General features: G+C 33.7%; 15 protein-coding genes. 6 read left to right on the forward strand and 9 right to left on the reverse strand.

What is annotated here, in order from left to right; genetic code table 11:
- The first annotated feature begins 218 nt into the window (after positions 1–218).
- Positions 219–776: a hypothetical protein gene (locus BW942_RS06930; RefSeq protein WP_000692782.1), complete on the forward strand. Its 558-nt coding sequence runs from the start codon at positions 219–221 to the stop codon at positions 774–776.
- 300 nt (positions 777–1,076) lie between these two features.
- Here BW942_RS06930 and BW942_RS06935 read toward each other — a convergent pair whose 3' ends face one another.
- The 5 genes from BW942_RS06935 to BW942_RS06960 all read right to left on the reverse strand — a co-directional run bounded on the left by BW942_RS06935 (position 1,077) and on the right by BW942_RS06960 (position 9,010).
- Positions 1,077–1,382, reverse strand: a complete 306-nt coding sequence (locus BW942_RS06935; protein WP_000696044.1) for a hypothetical protein — start codon at positions 1,380–1,382, stop codon at positions 1,077–1,079.
- A 386-nt stretch (positions 1,383–1,768) separates the two neighbouring features.
- Positions 1,769–2,338: a gamma carbonic anhydrase family protein gene (locus tag BW942_RS06945; protein ID WP_001020828.1), complete on the reverse strand. Its 570-nt coding sequence runs from the start codon at positions 2,336–2,338 to the stop codon at positions 1,769–1,771.
- Positions 2,339–2,944: 606 nt separating this feature from the next.
- Positions 2,945–5,371, reverse strand: coding sequence for a phenylalanine--tRNA ligase subunit beta (gene pheT / locus BW942_RS06950; protein WP_000777483.1), 2,427 nt, complete (start codon positions 5,369–5,371; stop codon positions 2,945–2,947).
- A 78-nt stretch (positions 5,372–5,449) separates the two neighbouring features.
- Complete coding sequence (locus BW942_RS06955) at positions 5,450–8,296, reverse strand: DEAD/DEAH box helicase (protein ID WP_000393265.1); 2,847 nt, start codon at positions 8,294–8,296, stop codon at positions 5,450–5,452.
- Positions 8,297–9,010 (reverse strand): 7-carboxy-7-deazaguanine synthase QueE, encoded by a 714-nt coding sequence (locus tag BW942_RS06960; RefSeq protein ID WP_000369357.1) that lies wholly within the window; start codon positions 9,008–9,010, stop codon positions 8,297–8,299. It abuts the gene before it with no gap.
- A 437-nt stretch (positions 9,011–9,447) separates the two neighbouring features.
- Here BW942_RS06960 and BW942_RS06965 point away from each other — a divergent pair, with 437 nt between their 5' ends.
- Positions 9,448–10,407 (forward strand): lysophospholipid acyltransferase family protein, encoded by a 960-nt coding sequence (locus BW942_RS06965; protein ID WP_000027687.1) that lies wholly within the window; start codon positions 9,448–9,450, stop codon positions 10,405–10,407.
- Between the two features lie 863 nt (positions 10,408–11,270).
- On the opposite strand, the gene BW942_RS06975 is transcribed toward BW942_RS06965, so the two are convergent.
- From BW942_RS06975 to BW942_RS06990, 4 genes are all read right to left on the reverse strand, one after another.
- Positions 11,271–11,807 carry an inorganic diphosphatase gene (locus BW942_RS06975; RefSeq protein ID WP_000233562.1) on the reverse strand — a complete coding sequence of 179 codons (537 nt, stop codon included), beginning with the start codon at positions 11,805–11,807 and terminating at the stop codon, positions 11,271–11,273.
- 57 nt (positions 11,808–11,864) lie between these two features.
- Positions 11,865–13,196, reverse strand: a complete 1,332-nt coding sequence (locus BW942_RS06980) for an MFS transporter (protein WP_000625277.1) — start codon at positions 13,194–13,196, stop codon at positions 11,865–11,867.
- 94 nt (positions 13,197–13,290) lie between these two features.
- Positions 13,291–13,488 (reverse strand): hypothetical protein, encoded by a 198-nt coding sequence (locus tag BW942_RS06985; protein WP_000242158.1) that lies wholly within the window; start codon positions 13,486–13,488, stop codon positions 13,291–13,293.
- 18 nt (positions 13,489–13,506) lie between these two features.
- Positions 13,507–13,821, reverse strand: a complete 315-nt coding sequence (locus BW942_RS06990) for an imm11 family protein (RefSeq protein WP_000458492.1) — start codon at positions 13,819–13,821, stop codon at positions 13,507–13,509.
- Positions 13,822–14,192: 371 nt separating this feature from the next.
- Between BW942_RS06990 and BW942_RS06995 the strand changes: the two genes are divergently transcribed.
- The 4 genes from BW942_RS06995 to BW942_RS07010 all read left to right on the forward strand — a co-directional run bounded on the left by BW942_RS06995 (position 14,193) and on the right by BW942_RS07010 (position 22,460).
- Complete coding sequence (locus tag BW942_RS06995) at positions 14,193–14,849, forward strand: YdeI/OmpD-associated family protein (protein ID WP_000568128.1); 657 nt, start codon at positions 14,193–14,195, stop codon at positions 14,847–14,849.
- Between the two features lie 2,195 nt (positions 14,850–17,044).
- On the forward strand, positions 17,045–18,853 hold the full coding sequence (locus BW942_RS07000; RefSeq protein WP_000686593.1) for an alginate export family protein: 1,809 nt from the start codon (positions 17,045–17,047) through the stop codon (positions 18,851–18,853).
- A gap of 616 nt (positions 18,854–19,469) precedes the next feature.
- Positions 19,470–21,020, forward strand: a complete 1,551-nt coding sequence (locus tag BW942_RS07005; RefSeq protein ID WP_000734111.1) for a DEAD/DEAH box helicase — start codon at positions 19,470–19,472, stop codon at positions 21,018–21,020.
- A gap of 126 nt (positions 21,021–21,146) precedes the next feature.
- Positions 21,147–22,460 carry a formylglycine-generating enzyme family protein gene (locus BW942_RS07010; RefSeq protein ID WP_000141824.1) on the forward strand — a complete coding sequence of 438 codons (1,314 nt, stop codon included), beginning with the start codon at positions 21,147–21,149 and terminating at the stop codon, positions 22,458–22,460.
- Positions 22,461–22,894: the final 434 nt, after the last annotated feature.

Consider the following 22,894-nt stretch of genomic DNA (forward strand, 5'->3'; position numbering starts at 1 on the left):
TTTTTATTGTCAAACACTAGATTCTTTACTATATAGTTCTGAGTAAAGATAAAACTTGTTTACCTCTTTCAATTCAAAAATTCAGGGAAAAAGTAGTTTATTTAAAATATATACAGATCATATTGTTTTGAACAATTCATTAATTCTTCAATCGCATTTTCGTTGCCAAATTCATGTATGAATTTCTATATCTTAAGTTTCGATACATTGATTTTATAATGAAAATAAAAGACGCTCAGAGACTTAAAATTAATCAAAAGGATTATTCTCCAATGAAACTTTTTTCAAAACGAATTCGATTACTCTTATGGATGTTATTTTTATTTTTTCTTTCGATCAATAAAACATGGAGTCATGATATTAGACTTCCTGATTATTTCAAAGAGGAAGAAACTTCCAGTTATCCATTTTATTTAAACTTCAAATTGAATCAGGATTTTTCAGCAGGGATTCGATTACCTACAAAGACAGCTGGTAAATATCAGGTCGTACTGGGTACAAACACAAACGTTTCTTCCAATTTTATATCCTTATTTAAAATTTCGTTGAACGGAGAAGGTCATAAAGAACTTCCATTTCAAATTAGCAAACCATCTAAACAAGGTAGAATATTCTCGATCATTAATTTTTCAATACAAGAAGGAGACGCTTATCGAAACGATTACGTAGATTTTCGGGTGAGTGTAATAGCAGACAAAATGAAATCACTTCGTTCGAAACAGATTACACATTTTCATGGAAACTTTTTAGAACTAGGATTCAGAAAAATAGACTGAGTCAGAATTCCACAAATAGTATCAACTTCTCGCTATGACAACAATGTTATAAGATAGATTCCTTTTATACAATGTGTATTTAACGACATTTATCCTTTTAAAATTGATTTCATTTTCCATTCAGGTCAAACAATAACGCCTCTGTTTTTCCATCAGGTAAAGTCAAAAAACCAAGTCCACCAAGATATAATTTAAGCTCATAACTTCCCAAAATTGTAAGAAATTGAATATTAGAATTGTTGAAAAATTAATTCCTCATTTATTTCTATTTCATGGAAACTATCAATTGAAGCAGTTTTGTTAATCACCACTATGGAATTTTTTAACAACTCTATTACACCAAGAAGAATAATGCCAACTTCTTAATTTTTCATCCTTTGGCCGAATTCTCTTAGCTTTACTCAATAATATCAAAAATTCTAATTTACTCAAATTCCTTTTAGAATAAATATTATTGATTTTTAATGTTACTATTTCATAAGGCATTGGTAATTTTTCTATAAAAATAAGATTCGCATAAATTTCAAAACTTTTTTGAGAATACAAATAGTTACTCATAAACAAAATTGTAATGATTATAATTTTTAGTTGGTATTTTATTTTCATAAACTTTCTGCCATAAATAATAAATTTTATCCTAATTGAATTCCTGATCTCTATAAAATTGAGTACCGTTATTTTATCACCAAACGCTGGTCCTATACAAAATATTAGGTACTTTATTATATAGTTATGAATAATAAATACTTTAGATAATTATAATATATAAAACTTTATTTAATAAAAAATATAAAGACTATAAAATATTTGATTCGATTTTAAAAATAAAACAGATTTTTACTTAAAAATGCAAAAACAATTACTTTCATTTTTTATTAACCCATATAAAATCGATTACCGCAAATTTTCATTGCAAAACCTTGTTTCAATACAGGGCACTAGATACTTTATTATATAGCCTGAGTAGTTTATTCTAGATCCAAATGACTTCTTTATTCTTTAAAAGGAATTCCCATTTCTTTTAAAACCGTTTTTGCTTGATTTTGAAATTCGATTTCTTCTTCCAGAGTAAACGGTCCAAAAATTCCTTTTCGGAATCGATCAGAAAGAGCAATATATTCTAAACAACCCGCTACACTTAAAATGGGTTTTGATTTTCCTTCTAAAATTTTTAATTCTCCGTTTTTTTGTATAACCATCGCTCCAGGAGGAATTTTTTTTCCACCTCGAATCATACAACCAGCGGTTATCATAGCACCATCCCCAATTTCAGCCTCGTCTAAAACGATACTTCCGATTCCGATTAGACAACCCCTTCCGATTTTACATCCGTGTAACATAGTATTATGACCGACTAATGTATAATCCCCTATCGTAATTCCTCGGCTTGAATCGGTATGAAGAGTAGAATTGTCTTGAATGTTTACCCCTTTGCCCAAAACAATTTGGTTCATATCCGCACGAACTACCGTTCCAGGCCAAAGAGAAGAATAAGGCCCCATTTCTACGAGACCGATCGCCGTCGCCAGAGGGTGAATAAATGCAGTTTTATGAATATTCATTTTATTTTTTCCGAAGTTACCTTATCAAAAGGTTCTATCAAGTCTACAAAAATGTTATCAATGTTGGTTAATTCTATCATAAAAACTTAAAATGTGGTAATCACCACGAACAGTTTGACATCGACAAAAGGATTTTTTCAACAATTATTAGAATTCTGTAAAACCCTCGTATTTTCCGAAATATTCCTAAAAACTCTGAAATTCCGACGCACATTCCAAATGAGAAAACGCCAGCGGACACGAGTCCCTGAAAAATTAGATTCAATAATATATTAAATTTTTATAAATTAAATTTCTAATATGTATTTATACTCAATCTTGAACTTAGAGCTTGTCCAAAACCTTAAACGCGATCCATAGAAAGCGTTTACTGAGTTCAACGCGACCCGTCAGGAGCGAGATTTGAGTTCAGGAAAGCGTTTTACTAAGTTTAACGAGATACATTGAATTTCGTACAAATGTGAGAACTACTAAGAAAATTTAACGACATTAGAACTATAGAAAGTTTGCAATTGTCAAATATGACGGCTTCTACGGAAAGTTGCAGTAGTTTATTAAAAATTTCTAAGGTATTTGTATATCTTTCTAGGTTTTGAAACCAGTTCCCTATCTCAATACAAATCCATTTTTTCCCGCAAGAATAACTAACTGATCCGAAATTTCTTTGATTCTTTCTTGGGTAAAAGTTCTTTCATAGTTCACTAATCGAAAACGATAACTCACTGACTTTTTTCCTTCCGGAACATTTCCACCCATGAATTGAGAATATACCCAACCTTCTTTTAGCTCAGGAATTCTTTCCAATTTTACAAGATCTGTAAATACGTTCGTATTTTCTTTTTCTCCAACCAAAATTGAAAGATCAATTTCTGCTTCCGGAAATTGGGAAGGAGTCACAAAACGGGAAACTTTCCGATTTTGATTCCAAAGTTCTACAATCCGTTCAAATTCAAAAGAACCGTAAATTACCCTTTTTTTAAGTTCGAAAGAATCTAAAATCGCAGGGTGAACATATCCTAAATTACCTACAATGGTTTCTAAACCATCTTTTCCGGATCTCGCCACCAAACACAGATTTGCACCTGGATGAAAGATAGTTTCTTGTTGTATTTTCCAAGTATATTCATAAATCTGAATGGACTCTAGAAAAGATTCTACTTCCTTTTTTATTTTTAAAAAATCTTCTTCTAAAAGTTTTAAATCAGGCTCGGAACTTTTTTTATCTAAAGAAACTGCAAAAGCAAAAATTTTCTTCTCGTTTTCTGGTTCTGGAAGATTAAAATACACTCGGCCAAATTCAAAAATTTTAATCTCCGAAAATCGATCTTGATTGGTGCGAGTATTTTTTAACAAAGAGGGTAAAAGCGAATTTCTCAGAACGGATTGTTCTTCTGGCATTTCATTCTTAATTTTTACCGAAAGTTTAGGATCTCCAGAAAATTCATTTTCTTTATAAGATTGAAAAGAATAATTAAAAACTTCATGATATTTTAAAGCTATGGCAAAAAAAGTTTTGCACTTTCTTTCCAATTCTCTATTTAAATTTCGAATTGGAGTTTTAACCTCCGCTAATAAAGGAGAGACTTGGATTGTATCGTAACCTTTGGTTCTTCCAATTTCCTCTACAAGATCCTCCGGGATAGTCACGTCATAATTATGACGAAATTTAGGAACTAAAACTTCCAGATGTTCCCCTTTCCAAGAAACTATAAAATGCAATCTTTCTAATATATCCGTAATGTCTCCTTGAGACAAGGTAACGCCTAACTTCGCATTAATAAAATGAATGTCCGTATGAATACGAACTTCTTTATGAGGAATATGTAAAAAACCCACAGGTTCGCTCGCTTTCAATTCGGAACAACCATTTTCTTTTAAAAGATTGAGCGCACGACGAATTACAGGAAGAGTTGTAGTCGCCTCCAGTCCTTTTTCGTAACGAACAGAAGAATCGGATCGGATACCTGTGGAACGTATAGACTTACGAATCCTTTCTCTCATAAAGACTGCGGATTCCATCACGATTTCCGTCGTAGTATTTTGTACAGCAGATTCTTTACCGCCCATTACACCTGCAATTGCCACAGGTTTCCCTTGATTACGAATCAGCAAAACTTCCTCTTCTAAAGCTGGAGAGGTCTCGTCTAAAAGTGCAAAACTTTCCCCTTTTTTTGCAAAGGAAACTTCGAGAGAAATTCCACCTTGGTTTTCTAAAAACTTCTTATCAAAAAAATGAGTAGGCTGGCCCATTTCCAACATTACATAATTGGAAACATCCACTACATTGTTAATCACTCTAACCCCACATTTTTGCAATCTGGATTGAAATTTTCTTTTCGAAGGAAAGACAGAAACCCCAGAAATAGAAGACGCATAGTAAGAATGCGCATTCTGATTTTCTAATACTTTCGGAAGTTTGACTGATAAGTCGAAATTCCAAAGAGATTCGAAAGGATTAAAAACTATCGGTAAACGAAGTTGAGAAGCGAGTTCTCTTGCAAAACCGAAGTGACTCCAAAGATCTGGCCTATGTGTGATAGATTTATTATCAACTTCGAATATAATATCATTATAATATAAAAATGAACGGATTGTCTTACCGACTTCGGCTTGATCTAACCCGTTTAAAATCCAAACACCATTACCCTCTTCCGACAAAAAAAGTTCTTTTTCGGAACATAACATTCCTGAACTTTTAACTCCTCTAAGTTCAGATTCTAAAATTTCTTTGTCTCCTAATTTTGCTCCCGGAATCGCTAGAGGGACCAAATCGCCTATTTTTACGTTAGTTACTCCGGTAACAATTTGAGATTTAGAACTTCCATCAAAAACCTGGGCTATTTGAAGTTTATCCGCAGAAGGATGTTTTTCCAGAGATTCGATTCGAACAATTTTTACAAAATCCAATTCGGGACGAAACTCCGTCGCGTCGTCGATCTCACAAACAGAAATCGCAATCTTCTTTAAAATTGCATCGAGTCCCACCTCCTTCAAAGGTGTAAAATCGTTCATCCAATCTAAAGAAAGTTTCACGTCAAGAACTCCGGTCCAATGATTAAGGTCCAGAAACCTCGATTAAAATCGGATGTCGAGCAGGAAAACTTTTCCGGTTCAAGAAGGAAGATATACTTGAAAAAGTTGAAATCGATGTTGAATCGTTTTGCCGTTTCTCACCTTACGAAGCTCTCGATCAAAATCTTCTTTCACTTTTTGAATTTCATTTCGGGTCCGATTCATTGCCGATTTTTTTTCTGGCTTCCCTTCCCATTTAAATGCCGCCTCTTGACGCATCAATTTTTCTTCGAGCTGTCTTAGAGTATTTTGATTGCTAGTTCTAATTTTAAATTCTTCTTTTTGAAAAAGATCCAAGGTCTGATCCCCAAGTTCTTTTTTTCTGGATTCCACAATTTCATCCAAAGAGATAAAAGTTCGGATTAAATTTTCTTCCAATCGAGAAGGTAATTCAGGATGCGAAGAAATCTCTGAAGGTCTTACCGAAGAATTGTATTCTCTAAGTTCTTCCGGAAGTGTTTCAATTTGTTTTACGGAACCGGTATTAGGATTTGTTTCAAAGTAGAACAACTCGGTTCGATTGAGAGTAAATTGAAATTCTACCAGAAAAACATAATATTCTTTATTAGAAACAGAATGAAAAGCAGTGCTCCACCCTTTTTGATTTTGAATCAAATAAGAAACCGTTTTATCTATAAGAGGATGACCAAATGCCAAAAATTCCAAACTATCATTTTGAAGTGCCAGCTCGGAATCAAACGTTCCATATTTTCCCTTATATTGTGGAGAATCAATTTCGTAAATTTGTGGTTTTTTTCGGAGTAGTTGAAAACCAGCTTCTTCCGGAAAAATTTTAGTAAAACGAGAAACAAATTCTTCCAAATGAGTATTATTAAACGAACGCTCCTCGAGTGTATGACTGTAATAATCCTGAAGATTAAAATCGATCAATTTAGGAGTGACAAGAGCGCCTAACTTTTCAAAACCTTTTTTGGCAATTTTGATCCGGTTATCGATCTCTTCTTCCATTTCCGTTTTAGACTTATTACCGGTAACAAATTTCATAAAGGAAGAATTAAAATCCAACTCGTCTTCGATCGCGCCTAAAAGTTCATCAGAAGATCCAATTGATTCTTCAAACAAACGGATTTTGTTTGTCAACACTTCTAAAATTCTTTCTGCGACGGTGTCCTTGCTCGCAAAGTTAAATATAAATACATTGTCTTTCTGGCCAAATCGATGGATCCGTCCTATTCTTTGTTCTATCTTCAGCGGGCTCCAAGGAAGATCGTAATTAAAAAGAACGTTTGCAAATTGAAGATTTCTTCCTTCTCCTCCAGCTTCAGTACAGATTAAAATTTCCGTTTTTGTTTTAAATTCTACAATCGCTTTTTCCTTTGCGTCAGCACTCAAAGAACCGTGAAACAAAGTAACTTGAAAATCAGAAAGAACCGAGGCTAAAAAATCTTGGGTGGTTCTAAACTGAGTAAATATAATAAATTTTGAATGTCCCTCTTTTTGAAGTTTAAGAATCGTTTCTTTCAATTTAATGGATTTTTTATCTTCTTTGATCTTTTTTCCTAAAAGTATCAATCGATTGAGGGAAAGAAGCTCTCTTTTTAAACTTTGAAGATCTAGTTGAACCGATTCATCCAAACCGGAAACAAATTCTTCTACATCTTCGGTCTCGTCCAAATCCCATTCTTCTAAATTAGATTCCATTTTTTGAATATGATGAAACTTATTTTCCAAAAGAAATTTTCTTTTTGTAAGCGCTGATAATAACGCAAACACAGAAGAATCCAAAAGTTTTTGGAATACGATCATCACAAATCCGATTGCACGGTTTTGAGTTCTCATCGCCAGATTGTATTCTCTTCTGACATAATTGGTCGTTTCTTCGTAAAATTCCCTTTCGACCGAAGACAACTCTATTCGAACGGTTTTGGCAAACCGTTTTGTAAATCCACCTACTTCGATCTTTCTCCTTCGTAACAAGACCTTGGAAATTTTATCTTTGAGATCTGCTTTGTTTCCTAGAATATAATCATTTACGAACGTATGATAAGGACCTAAAATATTCGGATCAATGAGATGCATTAGATAATAAAGTTCTTCTAATTTTCCACGAAACGGCGTCGCTGTTAAAAGCAAGAGGCATTCGCATTTTTTAGAAATTTTTTCAGCAAATAGATAGGCGCGAGTGATTTTGTGATAGTCTCTTCTCAACCTGTGGGCTTCGTCGAAAATTACGATGTCCCATTTTGTTTTTAGAATTTCTTCGGCATATTTTGGATTTTTAATAAAGTCGATAGAAGTGATTACGTGTTGAAAATTTCTCCAATTCTTTTCTCCGTCTGTGTGGAAATTTTTTCGTTTAACGATTTTAAAATCTTCGTTGAATTTATTTTTCAATTCCTGTTGCCACTGAACCAACAAAGGAGAAGGTGCGACGATCAAAACTTTTTTATATCCCCTTCGGAAGATAAGTTCCTTCATAACTAAAGCGGCTTCGATCGTCTTTCCTAAACCAACTTCGTCTGCGAGAATAAAACGAGGACGTAAACTATTAACTACGATATATGTGGATTCGATCTGATGTGGAAGAAGTCTCGTCCTCGAATTAGAAAGAGCCGAAAGTTTATCAAATGCGTGAGTGAGTTTTAATTCGTAGGCCGTGAGCGCTAAGTTCATTAAACTAGAATACTCTTCCACATTTCGAAGCGAAGATGGGTAACCCGGAAGAATTCTCAAGTAAGTAGAATTTTCAGAAACTGTCTTTTTTGTTTGAGAAACGGAGAATTCAATCGTAAATTTACCTTCAGCAGAAGAAACGATCTTTCCGATTCCGGATTCGGGAGAATTCGTTAAGTAACAAAAATCCCCTCGATAACCAGAACTTGATTTGGGTTCAAAGTCTAGGCTGAGCTGTAAAACTTCTTCCAACTAAACTCCCCTTTGATCGCCCCAGATATATTTATGAGTTTGTATTGAAAGTCTAAGTCCTGAACCAAGAGAATATTTTATCCATTCGGCAAGAATTTCAGGAGATAATTCTCCTTGAACTGGGGACGCCAAGAGATTTCCAACTAACGCGTGTTTTTCGATTATTTCTAAACATCTTTCGAAATCATTTTTATCTCGAATCACAAATTTAATCTCGTCCAAAGGATTTTTTCTTTCCTTATAAATTTCCAAGTTTTTCAAATTCATTCGGTCTTCCATTCCGGAACCAGGAAGTTTATAATCCAACGTAAAAACGAATTGATCCATTCCTTCGATCGACTCGGCTCCGTTGGTTTCTACCCTGGGTCTTGGATAGAAACCGGAAGAATTTCTAATTCTAAAAATTTCGTTTCCTAAAGTGATGCTAAATTCTCTATTTCTTCCTTCCAGAGGTTCTCCTCCCGTTAGTAGAATCTGAATATTTACAGCACTTAGCTCTTGGATTTTATCCAAGACTTGATTTACGCTCATTTCTTCTCCAGCTTTTGGAGACAACGCGTATGGAGTATCACACCATAACTTTCTTCCGACAGTCATTCCACAACGAAGAGAACATCCCGCCATTCGAACAAATATAGTAGGAATGCCGGTTGAAATTCCTTCTCCAGAAAGAGAAAGATAAATTTCATGTACAGAGGTTTTCAGATTGTCCATGGGTTCTTTCGAGTACAAGATTTTTCTTTAGACCAAAGATAAGTTCGCAAAAAAATAAAAATCCAAATTCCAGAATTTAGAAACTACCCTTTGCGGTCAACCCTCGGAGCTACATTTTTAAAGGCAGATTTTTTTCCTTTGTAAAACTTCGTGTTGACATAGAATTTTTTAAGAGCGCAAGAGTTCCCACAATTTGACAGATTAGCAGTAAATTCAAAAATAATGCAGTAGTTCCCACATTCCAAAAAATCTGCCTACCCAGATCTATATAACAGAATTCTCAATATTCTGTATCGAAACAGGCTCAAGATTAAAACTCACAGTAATTAATTTTTATATCAGTAATAAACTTGCAAAGTTAGTTATATGTATCTTGATTCACTAAAAAATGTAGGAACTCATACATTGAGTTCAAAAAAATTTGCTTGTTCTTTTGCTTGTCAATCCGGATAGAAACCAATCCATTTGTAAGAAAAGAAAATTTCGGGGTCCTCGTGATTCGTTATATACCTGCTTTTATCTTTGTTTATTTATTTTATCTTCCGTTTCGAATTTTACCGTATCGTTTGTGTCTTTTATACGGAAAATTTCTTGTGATTCTCCTTTATCCGTTTGCAAGAAAACATAGAAGGATTGCATACGAAAATATCTCCCACGCTTTTCCGGAATATACAGAATCACAAAAGAAAGAACTTGTTTGGAAAAGTGTTCTTCATATCGGGAATTTAGTCGCAGGCACTTTATTTGCTCCTCGTTTAAATCAAAAATGGATGGATCGTTATTTAGTTTACGATCCGAAATCTTTGGAGATCGAAAAGAAAACAAACGAAGAAGGTGTAGGAGTCGTTTTAATTTCCGGTCATTTTGGAACTTGGGAAATTTTAGTTCAGTTTATGGGAGTCCGTATGAAAGGCGGAGGGATTTATAAAAAAGTCAGAAATCCTCTCGTGGATAAACTAATTTATAAACTTAGAACAAAAAACGGAATCAAACTCGTTTCCACAGAAGAATCCAGTCAAGTGACTAAAATGTTAAAACAAGGTTATTGGATTGGTTTTGGTTCAGATCAAAATGCGGGCAAAGTCGGAATTTTCGTAAACTTTTTCAATCGCCCTGCATCTACCTATCAAGGCCCCGCTTTAATGGCTTATCTTACGGGTGCAAAGATGCTTTTGTATTCGGTTCTTTGCGGAGAGAAAGGTAAAGTGATCGTTAGAGTTAAAGACTTAGGTTTTGTGGATAAAAAAGCGTTTACTGATAGAGAAACCGCAATTCGTCACTATACAGAAGTTTGGACAAAAGCCTTAGAAGAAGAAGTGAAACTTTTTCCAGAACAATACTTTTGGGTCCATAGACGCTGGAGAACAAAACCAGGGGATTTTCCTGGTCAAATTTAACTCATTATTTATAATTTTATAATATTCTAATTTTTATCCAAATTAATTACTTAGATGAACTTTTTTATATAGAACCATCTCAAAAATATCTTAGAATAATAGGAATCGGCATAAGCAAAAATAAAGTATTTTTAAGATAAATTATAGTTTTATTAGAACTGTTGAAAAAATCCATATCTACAAAAGATTTTTATCGATTCCTTTTACTCATGACTACAGAATAAAGTACCTATTTAACGTGAGTTCGACATAAGAAAGAATTTTCTAAAAGTATGAGTCCCTACAATTTTAGAATTTGTTCGTGAAATTGTGATTTGCGGTTAGGTTAGTTCCCACGTTTTAGCAATCGATCTGTAAAATTCAGATTTCAACTTTTTTCAGAAAAAGTGAATTATGACCGAAGTCACGTTATTGAATAGTTTACGTTTTAATCATGTGAATTCAGAAAAAAAATCTAGACGCACCTGGTCAAGAAATTCTATACAGGAAACATCATACAATAATCATCTTTAGTTTCAATTTATTATAAAACGCGATGTAGAGTATCCATAGAAGTAAAGACGGCTTTAATTTGAAAGAGCGTTCTGCTGAATTCCTCTAACATCGACCCCTTTCGCGTTATACCAAATTCAAGTTTTCCTGAACTCAGTGTCTCATTTCCGAAAGGTCGTTCGAAGTAACTCAGCAAAACGCTTTCTACCATAACCAACCACACAAGTTGAATAGGATTTTAGAATTGAAGGCTCAAAAGACTTTCTTCCTAAATATATTTAAGTAAATTAGAATATATTTGATTTCTATCCCTAAAATACATCGATTTTTTAATATGTTTAGTCATCTGTTGCGAGTCTTACAAAATACTTTTATTTTTTCGGAAACGTTTTTTTATATAATTCTAAAGAATCTAAAACTATTTTTCGCGCTAAAATTGCATTTTGAAATTCTTCGATAACTACCGTTTTGTTTTCCAATTTTTTATAGTCTTCAAAAAAGTGTTTCAATTCCAAAGTAAAATGTGGAGGAAGTTCCGAAATATCATTAATATGATTGACTGACATATCGTTAGCCGCAACCGCAATGATCTTATCGTCTTCTTCTCCGGAATCTAACATCCTCATCACACCTATAACCTTTGCTTTTACCAAACAAAGAGGTTCCAATTCTACCTGAGAAAGAACTAAAATATCAAGAGGATCTTGATCTCCACAATAAGATTGAGGGATAAATCCATAATTTGCAGGATAATAAAAAGAAGAATATAAAACTCGATCTAGTTTTAAAATTCCATACTCTTTATCTACTTCATATTTTGCGCGGCTGCCGCGTTTGATCTCTATGACGCCATTTACAATTTCAGGATTTTGATCGCCGGGAGAAATATCATGCCAAGGATGTACCATAACAGAAAACTATTTTAACCTTTAGAGGAAAAGCAAGTGTAAAATAAAAACTTCATTCTATGCCTTAGGTTTCCAATTCCAAGTAATGGCGAGCAACGCAATTGAAATTAAAGTCGCACCGATCATTAAATACATAGGTTGTTCCCAATGAAATCCAGTTTGTTTACTCAACCATCCTACCGATTTTGAAAGAATCGTCCTTCCCAAATAACCGAATAAACCTATAAAACCGGCTGCAGCTCCAACCGCTTTTTTAGAAGTAAAATCAAGCCCAGCAACACCTAACAACATAACAGGTGGATAGATAAAAAAACCGATGATTCCGAACAATACAAGATCCAACCATAGAAATCCTAAAGGAGTAAATAATAATGAAATTAAAGCAAACAAAATAGGAAGCATACATAAAAGACTTACCATTCCTCTTTTACCCCCCAGCTTATCGGAACCCCATCCTACAAGAAGGGTAGAAGCAATTCCGGCAAATTCGTAGATCAACGTGCTGATCCCACCTTTTTCTAAAGAAGCTCCTTTAGAAAGTTTTAAATAAGTAGGACCTATATCCGTCAAACCATATCGAACCACATAAACGAAAAAATTAGCAAATGCAAAAGTCCAAACATAATGATTTTTTAATACAGAACCTAAAATGATTTCTCGAAAAGAAAGTTCCTTTTCTTGTTCTTGTATAGAAAGTCTTACCTCCTTTTCCGGATCTTTTTGATATTCTTCGATTGGAGGAAGACCAACCGACTGAGGTGTATCCACCAATCGAAATAAAAGATAAATCGCGGTCACAATCGCAATCAAAGCGGGAATATAAAACGCATTCCTCCAACCCCACCAAGATGCGCTGTAAGCTGCGATAATTCCTACCAAACCTCCTCCCACGTTATGCGCTATGTTCCAAATTGCAAATTTAGATCCTCTTTCGGAAACTCCGAACCAATGACCAAGAGAACGTCCACAAGGAGGCCATCCCATCCCTTGCATCAATCCGTTTAATGCCCAAAGATAAAAATGAATTTCGTACTGATTTGATGCTCCGAAAAACAAATTACAAATCGCGGTTAAAATCAAACCCAATGGCATGAAGTATTTTGGATTACTACGATCGGATAAGATTCCCATTAAAAATTTTCCTATCCCGTATGTGATCGCAGTCACTGCTAAAATGTTTGTGATTTGTTCTTGACTATAATGAAGGGCTTCTCCCATTTCTTTGGAAATAACTGGAAAATTATTCCTTACGAGATAAAACGTCGCATAACCGATAAAGGTTGCTTCTAAAATCCTCCATCTAAAACGCGGATAAGATCGATCTATTAATTCTTTTGATAATAATGGCTTTGCTTTTGCAGGGAGTAGCCAACGTAACGGTGAAATCATTAGGTCAGTTTCAAAGATATAGTATCGCTTACAAGGTGATTTTCATGAATCAATTGATCATTTAGTTATTTGTGTGGAAGTTGGTTCTAAAATTTTATAGTAAGTTTTTAATGAAAGCAGTTTTAAAATTCCAATCTGCAAGTAATATAAATCGAATTCCTGATGGATCTAATAATTGAATTGCAGAAGCAATTTGTCCCTCGATCAAATAGTATGTTATTCCAGCAGTAAACCGGAAAATCCCACGATCTTGATAGGAATACGTTTTTAACTTTTCTGGATCCAATACCATTTCTTCTACTTCAAAAATTTACCCTTCCGATTGCAGATGCAGTTTGGATTTTTCAGGATCTAAACAATTGATTTCTGGAGGGATCATAATAAAATAATGATATAATTTTTTATCCGTATCAATTTCCGCAGGAACCCAATGTACTCTATTTGGTAAAAGTAACTCTATCAAATCTTTTATTCTCTTTGATACTACCGGCCGAGGTAACAAATGATGATCAACCATTAAATACTTTTTTGGTTTTGGTTTTTCGATCCGAAGTTTTAAAGATAAATTTGCAGAGAAAGCCTTCTCTCTAAGTTCGTGATTATCGGGGTATAAATAGGCAAACAATTGGGCTTTTTCAAATGTATCGTTTTGTCAAGCAATGAATGGCAATCATTATCTTCTCATTCCCATGTTAAATAATTGATACTTAATCGATTTTGAATATAGTTTTCCACAAAAGCATCTTACTCATAACTATATAATAAAGCTCCTAATATTTTGCATTGAAACAGTGTTTTGTGATAAAAGTTAACGGTACTCAATTTTATAGGGATGGGTAAAAGCTTAAAAAATGAAGTCAAATTAATTTTTTTAAAACCTATTGTCTAAGAATTAGAAATAACAAATTTTTTGAATGTTCTGATCGAAATTTTATTTGTAAAATTTCTGATTTTTTTCATTTGCATTTTTTAAAAACCCACTTTTTCTTACGCCTTATGATAGATTGGAATCCGAACTTAATTAAAAAGATGCGACTCAAAGAAGGAAATAAGCTGATAGTATTTGATCAAGAAAAAGTACATACATCCTCTCCCATCGGAGGGGTTATTTTTACAGATAAAATCTCAGAAGCGGAAGGAATTCTTTTTTTTGCGGATTCGGCTTCCTCTCTCCAATCTTATCTTTTAAAAATACTTAAATCGATTCGTGAAGAAAGTATTTTATGGATTGCATATACCAAAAAATCTTCAGGAACAAAAACGGATTTAGATAGAGACCACGGCTGGGAATTACTTTCGAAAAATGGATACGAAGGAGTCGCCTTGATTTCGTTAGACGAGACCTGGTCTGCACTTCGTTTTAAAAAAACTGATGCTGTCAAAAAAGGAGGCTCAAAAGCGGAAAAACAAAAACGTCCTGAACTTTCTAAATATATTAATTACAAAACAAAAACCGTAAAACTTCCTGAAGATGTAAAGAAATTTCTTTCCAAAGATAAGAATGCGATAAAGTCTTTTGAATCCTTATCCTGGTCTCATAAAAGAGAATACATTGAAGCAATTTTAGATGCAAAGTTACCTGAGACTAGATTAAAACGAATTCAAAAATTAGTTCATGCGATGAGTTCCATTAAAGTCCAAAAGAAAAAATAAAAACAATTTAAACTTAAATTTAAGAGAATTTTTATACAGCGTCAGCATTCATCTAACAGTTCCTCATGAAAAAATTAACTAATTTTCTGAACTTGTTAATTTTGATTTTTTCAATGAAATTTGAAAAAATCCTTTCATTTATATTTCTGTAAAAAATAAATTTTTCAAACTGTGATTTTATGAAAATCTTAAGATTAATTTTCTTTTGTTTCTTTTTCATTAAAGTGAAAAGATAATTCTGTTTTTTTAATATGATATATTAAATTTTCAATAATCTATTATTTTTGATCTTTATAAAGATTTATTTTGAAGTTTTTTTCACATAGCTTGTTCAAAAACTGTCCAATGTGGGAACTACTATGAAAATTTAACAATACTATAAATACTCAAAAGTTCACGAATTTTCAAATGAGACTTAATTTGTAGAAACTACTACATTTTATTAAAATTTTTTAAAGAATGATCATGTAAAATTTTTTGAGATTTTGGGACAAACTCATAACTTCTATTAATAGTAACTATATAATAAAGTATCAATCTAATCGTTTACACTTCAACGATATGAATTCTGTCTAAAAAATATGGCGAATCCGGTGTTGCCAGACCGCGCATTCAACCTTAGTCAATAAATTGCATAAAAGAAACGTAATACGATATTTTTTTAGTTACAATTTATTATAGAGCTCGATCCGGAAAACTCAGTGAATACCTCTCTAAGGGTCTGCATTCAGGGAGTAAGACGCTAAGTTTGAAAGAGCGTTTCTCTACTCCCCAATCGCTTTCACATTAGGTTACATCGAATTTACCTAAAAAGACACTTTGTGATGAATAGAATTGTTGAAAATTCATAGCGATGATTAATAGAATTACTTCAATCAACCATTTCATAAAACAGAAACAAGATGGAGAATTAATTTTCCAACAACTCTAATATTTAGGTACTCAATTTTATAGAGATGAGTAATAAAGGTTAAAATGTTGGGCCTTTTTTAAAAAGAAGTTTTCTAATATTCAATTTATATCAAGTTCTGACTTTAAAATTTTAAATTCAATTGATACGACATAATGAATATCAAAATCTATTTCAAAATGTGGAAACTCACACAAAAATTAAATTACTAAAAATTTTTAAAAAGCCACAAACCGTATAAAGCGACGTAATTAATTTGTAGGAACCACTTTTTAAATAACACAAGTTTGGCTTATAGAAATGAGAAGGAATTTTCTAAAAGTAGCGAGCTTTTAGAATTTGTTCTTAAAATTGTGATTCGTGGTAGTTCCCGCATTTTAGGAATAGATCTGAAAGTTCAGATCCAACTTTTCAGAAAAATGAATTATAGATTCTTTATGCTGAATTCACATTATTTAAAACTCCCAAGTGATTTACTGATTAGAACCTGCATAAAATAGGCTTTTCATTTTTGTGATGCTGCAAAATAACAATTCCATACAGAATTGGATGATGATTCCTTTAAAATTAACCACTCGAATACACGAAAGTGATACTTGGTGAGTTGGTTTCAGGATTTAAAACTTCAAAAAAGCCAACAATTCCGAGTTAAACGCAATTTTTAAGAATTTCTACATTTTTGGTAAAATCGACCGTTAATTTTCATACATTCAAGTAATATAAAAACTTGCTTGATCTTAGAATTAGCTTTCAGTCGCCCTTTTGACCCGAGAAAAAATTTATTTCCAAAGTAATTCATTTTGTTAATAATTTTTTTAAATATGTTTATTTTTTATAATATATTATCTTCTAATTATAGATGTCTAAATAGTTTCGAAATTGTAAACCAACATGAGTTCAGTATAAGGAAATTAAAAAAAACAGAAATTATAATGAAGTGTTAAAAAACTATAATTTCAAAGTTTTATGGAAACTCTCATATCATTTTACTTAGAACTGAATAATAGAGTAATTAAAATTTTAAGCTGATACCAGGATTCGTCTTAAAATTTAAGTTACCTATTATTTAGAAATTAATAATATAAGAATAGTGTTTCACAACTTTTCCACACTGAACCCGTCAATTAAGAAATGCTCCTGTTCAGAGCTATACAAAATAGTACCAGACCATTTGCACTGAACAGAACTTTGTGATAAAAATTTATGGTGTTAATGTTTTATAGAAATCAGTAAAAAAATAAATCTCTTATAAATTTTGAAAAAGTAAAATCGAAAGAGGATCAAATTGAAAATTTGCAAATTGGGAATCATTAAACTTTTACTTATCTTAGTGGTTTTTTCTTTTACGGAAATTAACGCTAAAAAAACAAAACGATTCAAAACTCATAAAGTCCGACGCCATAACACAACCCGCATAGTTCAAAAACAATCGATCGAAGTTCAAACTCAAGAAGTGATACCACAACAACCCTCAAATCCAATCGAAATTCAAGAAACTAAAAAAGAAGCCCCCTGGTATGAAACTGTTAAGTTAGGTGCTATGATCCGGATTCGTCCCGAAGCAAAATATAATTACGATTTCGATAAATTCAAAAATGATAATATTTCTTTCGTAGGCGCTAAGGCTCAAATCTGGATCGAAAAAGAATTTACTGAAAACACAAAAGTAAAAATTAACTTACAAGATTCCACCATTTGGGGAGGGGAAAAAGGTTCACCTAACGGACTCGATACGGCAAATGATAATACGAGACAATTCGTAGGAATTCGAGAAGCCTGGATAGAATCCAAAGAATTAGTCGGTCCGATTACCTTACAGGCCGGTAGACAAATCCTAAAATACGGAGACGAAAGACTCGTTGGCGCTTTGGAATGGAACAACGTCGGAAGAAGTTTTAACGGACTTAGATTTAAGATCGATAAAGAAATTTTTTCTTCTCACGCTTGGGCAATGATCGTAGGTGAACAAGATTCAGACGTCGCAGGCAATTCCACGAATTTAGGAAAAAAAAATTCTTTTCCAATTCAATATAACTGTCCTCCAAACTCCACTTCGTTTTCTACGTGTACTTTTTCCGCAGAACTTTCCAAACAACAACAAGGAGATTCTACTTTTACAGGTTTTTATAATACGTTAAAACCTTCCGACTTAATTCATATAGACGCCTATTATATAGGGCTGTATAAAAAATGGTTTCCTCAGAATAACTCTACGATCTTACTCCTTCCCAACCCGGAAACGATTCCTAGAGATTCCAGATACGATCAATTACATACTTTCGGTCTCAGAATTTCCAATCGAACCACCCAGGATAAAAAAGCGAAAATCCCTTTCGACTTTTCAATTGAATACGCAAGACAAACCGGAAGAAATGGAATCAACATTACACCTAGTTGGGATACTTTTAACACAAACATTTCTACGGTAGATCCTCTTACCGGCAAAACAATAACCAATAACGTTTATAAAGAAAGACAAGCTTACGACGCTTATGCGTTTGCACTCGACATAGGTTATACAATTGGTTCTTTTCGATTGGGCGGCGAATATGATCTTGGTAGCGGAGATCCAAATCGAAAAGACGGAAAAGTTACTACCTTCTCGAATTTATTCCACTCCAATCACGGATTTTTTGGAGAAGCGGATCAAGTAAGCTGGGTGAATATGATCGGTAAATCCGCTAATCTTACTTGGGATGGAAAAGAATTCGGTAAATTGAGAATCGCCTATTGGATCGTTGACAAACACAAAAGACAAGACGGTTGGTATGACGTTACGGGAGCACTCAAAGAAGGAGCCAGTACAGAATCTATTACAAACGAACGTTTTAAAGACCCTTACGTTCAAACGGAAAAAGGAGCCTTGGATCAAAGATCGGTTGTAACTCTCGGAAAAAACTTATTTAGAGAAATTAATTTAATATACTCTTTCAAATATAAGGGTATACTTTGGGCATTAGGCGGAAGTTGGATTTTTGCGGGAGACGCGGTTCGACGTAAACTCAATGACGATTCGATTTCTCCGGAATTTAGAAAAACACAATTTCTTCCTCAAGCACAGTTTGGCTATCTAATGATGACGGCTCAATTTTAAACCGAAATTACTTTAAGTATTTTGAATATACTAAGAGATTTTTTTTCGGCCCATAAGTTCCGTCTTATATTAGTTTTAAATAAAAAAACTTCTATAAAATGAATTCCTATCGTATAAAAGTCGCCAAACAACGACTTTGTGTAAAACCTGAATCCTAAAATCCTTATTTTTAGATTTTATAAAAGTTCTCATAAGAACCTCTATAAAATGAATTTTTAATTTAACGATAACCTAAGACGGCATTTGATATAGAAATTTAATTTTAAAATTGTTATCCTTGGTTTTATAGAGGCTCTTTTTCATTTATAAATCAAATTCGTTTTAAAATCGACGAGCTAAAGTTCAGATTTCTCCAAACGAGTTCTTAAATTGAAACATTCAAACATTTCTGAAAATTTTACAAGAAAGTCGTTTTGTTCTTTTATCCTTGTATAAATAACCGACCCTTAAATCGTAGTAAAAATAAACGTCTTATTCATAAAGACGCAAAATTTCTCCTGGTTCCAATCTTCCTCTCTTCGATCCACTTTTTGATCTTCCAGATAAGTTATCTTGAAAATTCAAAACACTAGAGGTTCCCGGAAGCGGGTGATTTATTGTTTTGAAAGGAACATCTATGAAAAAACTCAAGTTTAGTGAACTAAACTTATCCGCCGAGATCCAAAACGCAATTTTAGAAATGGGTTTTGAAGAAGCTTCACCGATCCAGTCAGAAGCAATTCCGGTTATATTAAAAGGAAAAGATATTATCGGACACGCTCAAACCGGCACTGGTAAAACCGCAGCGTTTGCAATTCCTACAATTGAACTCCTCGAAGTAGAAAGTAAACATTTACAAGCCTTAATTCTTTGTCCGACTCGAGAATTGGTGATACAAGTTAGCGAACAATTTCGCAAGCTAATAAAATACAAAGGCAACTTTGAAGTTGTTCCAATTTACGGCGGCCAAGAGATTGAAAGACAACTTAGAGCCCTTCGCAAAAACCCTCAGATCGTAATTGCGACTCCAGGTAGAATGATGGACCACATGAGAAGAGGTTCTATCCACCTCGACGAAATCAAAATCGTAGTTTTAGACGAAGCAGATGAAATGTTAGACATGGGTTTTCGGGAAGATATGGAATTCATCTTAAAGGATACACCTGCAGATCGTCAGACAATTATGTTTTCCGCTACGATGACGGACGATGTACTTACTTTGATGAAAAAATTTCAAAATCATCCCCAAATTATAGATGTTACTCATCAGAAATTGAGTGCTCCTAAAATTGAACAGATCTACTACGAAATTCAAGAAAACGCAAAAGGAGAAGCCCTTGCGAGATTGATCGAATACAGAAATGTAAAACTAGCATTAGTATTTTGTAATACAAAAGCGCAAGTAGATACGGTTGTAGAACTTTTGAAATCCAGAGGTTACTTTGCAGAAGCACTCCACGGAGACTTGAATCAAAAACAAAGAGATAAAGTGATGAGCGGTTTTAGAAAAGGAAGCATCGAGATTTTAGTTGCAACTGACGTGGCCGGAAGGGGGATCGATGTCAATAACGTCGAAGCCGTTTTTAACTATGATCTTCCAAGAGACGGAGAGGACTACGTTCATAGAATTGGTAGAACCGGAAGAGCCGGTAAAAAAGGAATCGCATTTTCTTTTATCGTAGGAAAACAAATCTACAACTTGAAAAAAATAGAACGTATCAACGGAATCAAAATCGAAGCCGGTAAGATTCCAACGTTAGACGATTTAGAAGAAACAAAAATTCATTCTTACACTTCTAAAGTAAGATCCATCGTAGACGCCGGTCATATTGGCAAATACGTAAACCAAGTAGAAAAACTGATGGGAGACGATTACACGGCTCTCGACATCGCCGCCGCCTTATTTAAAATGACAATTTTAAAAGACAGCGTTACCTTTGACGATTCCGTTCAATTTGAATCTGATTTTAAATACGAAGAAAAACATTCTACTAAAAAGAAATCTGGTGGTGGAAGATACAGAGACCGGAATTTCGGTAGATCCGGTTCTGGGTCTAGATCCAAATCAAATTCGAATTCTCATTTCGGCAATAACTCCAAGGACGGTTCTCGTTCTAAATTCTCCAAGGGAGATAAAAATCAAAAACAGGGTGGTGGGGCTACTTCTTTCAAAAAAAAGAAAAAGTAAAACAATATCCAAGTTACTTTAAGAATTAGATTTGTAATCTTCGGGAAATTTATTTTTTAATCCTGAAATTTATGCCGAAATGAATAATAGAAAAACCGTTCTTTACAAAACGGATTATTAAACATTATGACTTTCGATTTTAAACTCAAACGATTCTATTTTTTCCTTTTATTTGGATCGATTACTTTTCTATTCGCACAAACACAAGATTCCTCTCTTAATACGAGAATGATCCCACTTTGGAAAGGAGAAGTAGAAGCGGTTTATAGCGGTAAAGGTAAGGTAAAAATTCGAATCCGAAGAGGTTCTATATTTTACGGTAAGGAAGAAGAGGAAATCAAAGCCATCCTGGAAAAAAAATCTCAGTATTCCGTCTTACAAAAAAATCCCGAAAAAGAAATCGGCTACTTTTCTATCCGCCAGATCTCAGTGGTCTATCAAAACAATTCAGGTGGAAAAAAAGCTTCCGAAGTTGAACTTTATGGTTCATTTTCTGCAATTCCAGGTGTCCCTGAAAGTTTACTCACAGCAGGAACTTTTATCCAAGACTATAAACAAGAAATCGCCTATATCGAACCGGGTGCTTTTTTCACCGAAGATAGAAGAAGAACAAGACCTTCAAAACAACTTAGACATCCCAAAGACGGTAAGGAGATGGTTCTTGTCTCAGGAGGTTACGAACAAAACGGAGAACCGTTTTACGAATCGATGGGATTTTTTATTCACGGACAAGGAAACGATCCTTCTGAAGACAGTTATAATCCATTTTATTTTAAACCAGAGCGTGGTAATCTTCAAGACGTCTCTTCTTTTTATATAGATAAGTACGAAGTTACAAATCAAGAATATTCAAAATTCTTAAAGGAAACAAACACTTCTCCCCCACCTCATTGGAAAAGTGGAAACTTTCCTGCGGGAAAAGAACATCATCCAGTCAGCGGGATCACTTACAGAGAAGCGGAAACTTACGCACGTTGGTCCGGTAAAAGACTTCCTACAGAAATGGAATGGGAAAAAGCGGCTCGCGGAACCGGAATGACTTGGAAAATTAATCGAGACGAATCCTATTCTTTTTTTCCAAGTCCTTTGGAATATCCGTTCGGAAACGATTTTGATTCTACATTATGCAATACTATAGAAAGCAAACAAAACGATACAATTTCAGTTTACGAACTTGCAAAAAAATCTGCAAGTCCTTACGGAGTCATCGGAATGTGCGGAAATATAGCAGAGTGGACAAGCTCGGATTATCTTCCCTATCCAGGACATTCTCTCAAAAGAAACACATTCGGAAAAATGCATAAAGTAATTAGAGGCGGCTCGTTTTCCTCTACAAAAGAAGAAGCCACTACTTACTTTAGATCCTTTGGTGGAATTCCAAATTTAAAAACGGATCGCAGAGCCGGCTTTAGACTTGTTTGGGATCTTCCTGGAAAATAAAGAATATTCAATTTCTATAAACTACTCAGAAAACTATACAATAGAGTATTAAATATTTTGCATTCAAACAATGCTTTGCAATAAAAAATTATAGTATTTAATTCTGAGCTTGTCCCAAAACCTCAAAGAATTTTATGCGATCATTCTTTAGAAATTTTTAATAAAATGCAGTAGTTCCTACAAATTACGTCACATTTGGCAATTTGTGAACTTTCGAACAGTTCTAATCTCGTTAAATTTTCATAGTAGTTTCTACATTGGACGGTTTTGGGACAAACTCTTTATAGAATTTAGTAAAACTTTTTGATTCAAGAAACTGATGCAAAAATTAAAAAAGTATTTAAAAACCATACATTCACAAAGAAACTGAATCTGTAGAAACTGCCACAGACTTAGAAATGATTTTTCCTATCAGATAAATTCAAACTTTATAA

It is taken from the genome of Leptospira interrogans (genome assembly GCF_900156205.1).
Taxonomy (GTDB): Bacteria; Spirochaetota; Leptospiria; order Leptospirales; family Leptospiraceae; genus Leptospira; species Leptospira interrogans.

Excerpts from the sequence above, each read along its gene's own strand:
- BW942_RS06930 (WP_000692782.1), top strand. The coding sequence starts at position 219 with ATGAAAATAAAAGACGCTCAGAGACTTAAAATTAATCAAAAGGATTAT.
- BW942_RS06935 (WP_000696044.1), bottom strand. The coding sequence starts at position 1,382 with ATGAAAATAAAATACCAACTAAAAATTATAATCATTACAATTTTGTTT.
- BW942_RS06945 (WP_001020828.1), bottom strand. The coding sequence starts at position 2,338 with ATGAATATTCATAAAACTGCATTTATTCACCCTCTGGCGACGGCGATC.
- BW942_RS06960 (WP_000369357.1), bottom strand. The coding sequence starts at position 9,010 with ATGGACAATCTGAAAACCTCTGTACATGAAATTTATCTTTCTCTTTCT.
- BW942_RS06975 (WP_000233562.1), bottom strand. The coding sequence starts at position 11,807 with ATGGTACATCCTTGGCATGATATTTCTCCCGGCGATCAAAATCCTGAA.
- BW942_RS06980 (WP_000625277.1), bottom strand. The coding sequence starts at position 13,196 with ATGATTTCACCGTTACGTTGGCTACTCCCTGCAAAAGCAAAGCCATTA.
- BW942_RS06985 (WP_000242158.1), bottom strand. The coding sequence starts at position 13,488 with ATGGTATTGGATCCAGAAAAGTTAAAAACGTATTCCTATCAAGATCGT.
- BW942_RS06995 (WP_000568128.1), top strand. The coding sequence starts at position 14,193 with ATGATAGATTGGAATCCGAACTTAATTAAAAAGATGCGACTCAAAGAA.
- BW942_RS07005 (WP_000734111.1), top strand. The coding sequence starts at position 19,470 with ATGAAAAAACTCAAGTTTAGTGAACTAAACTTATCCGCCGAGATCCAA.
- BW942_RS07010 (WP_000141824.1), top strand. The coding sequence starts at position 21,147 with ATGACTTTCGATTTTAAACTCAAACGATTCTATTTTTTCCTTTTATTT.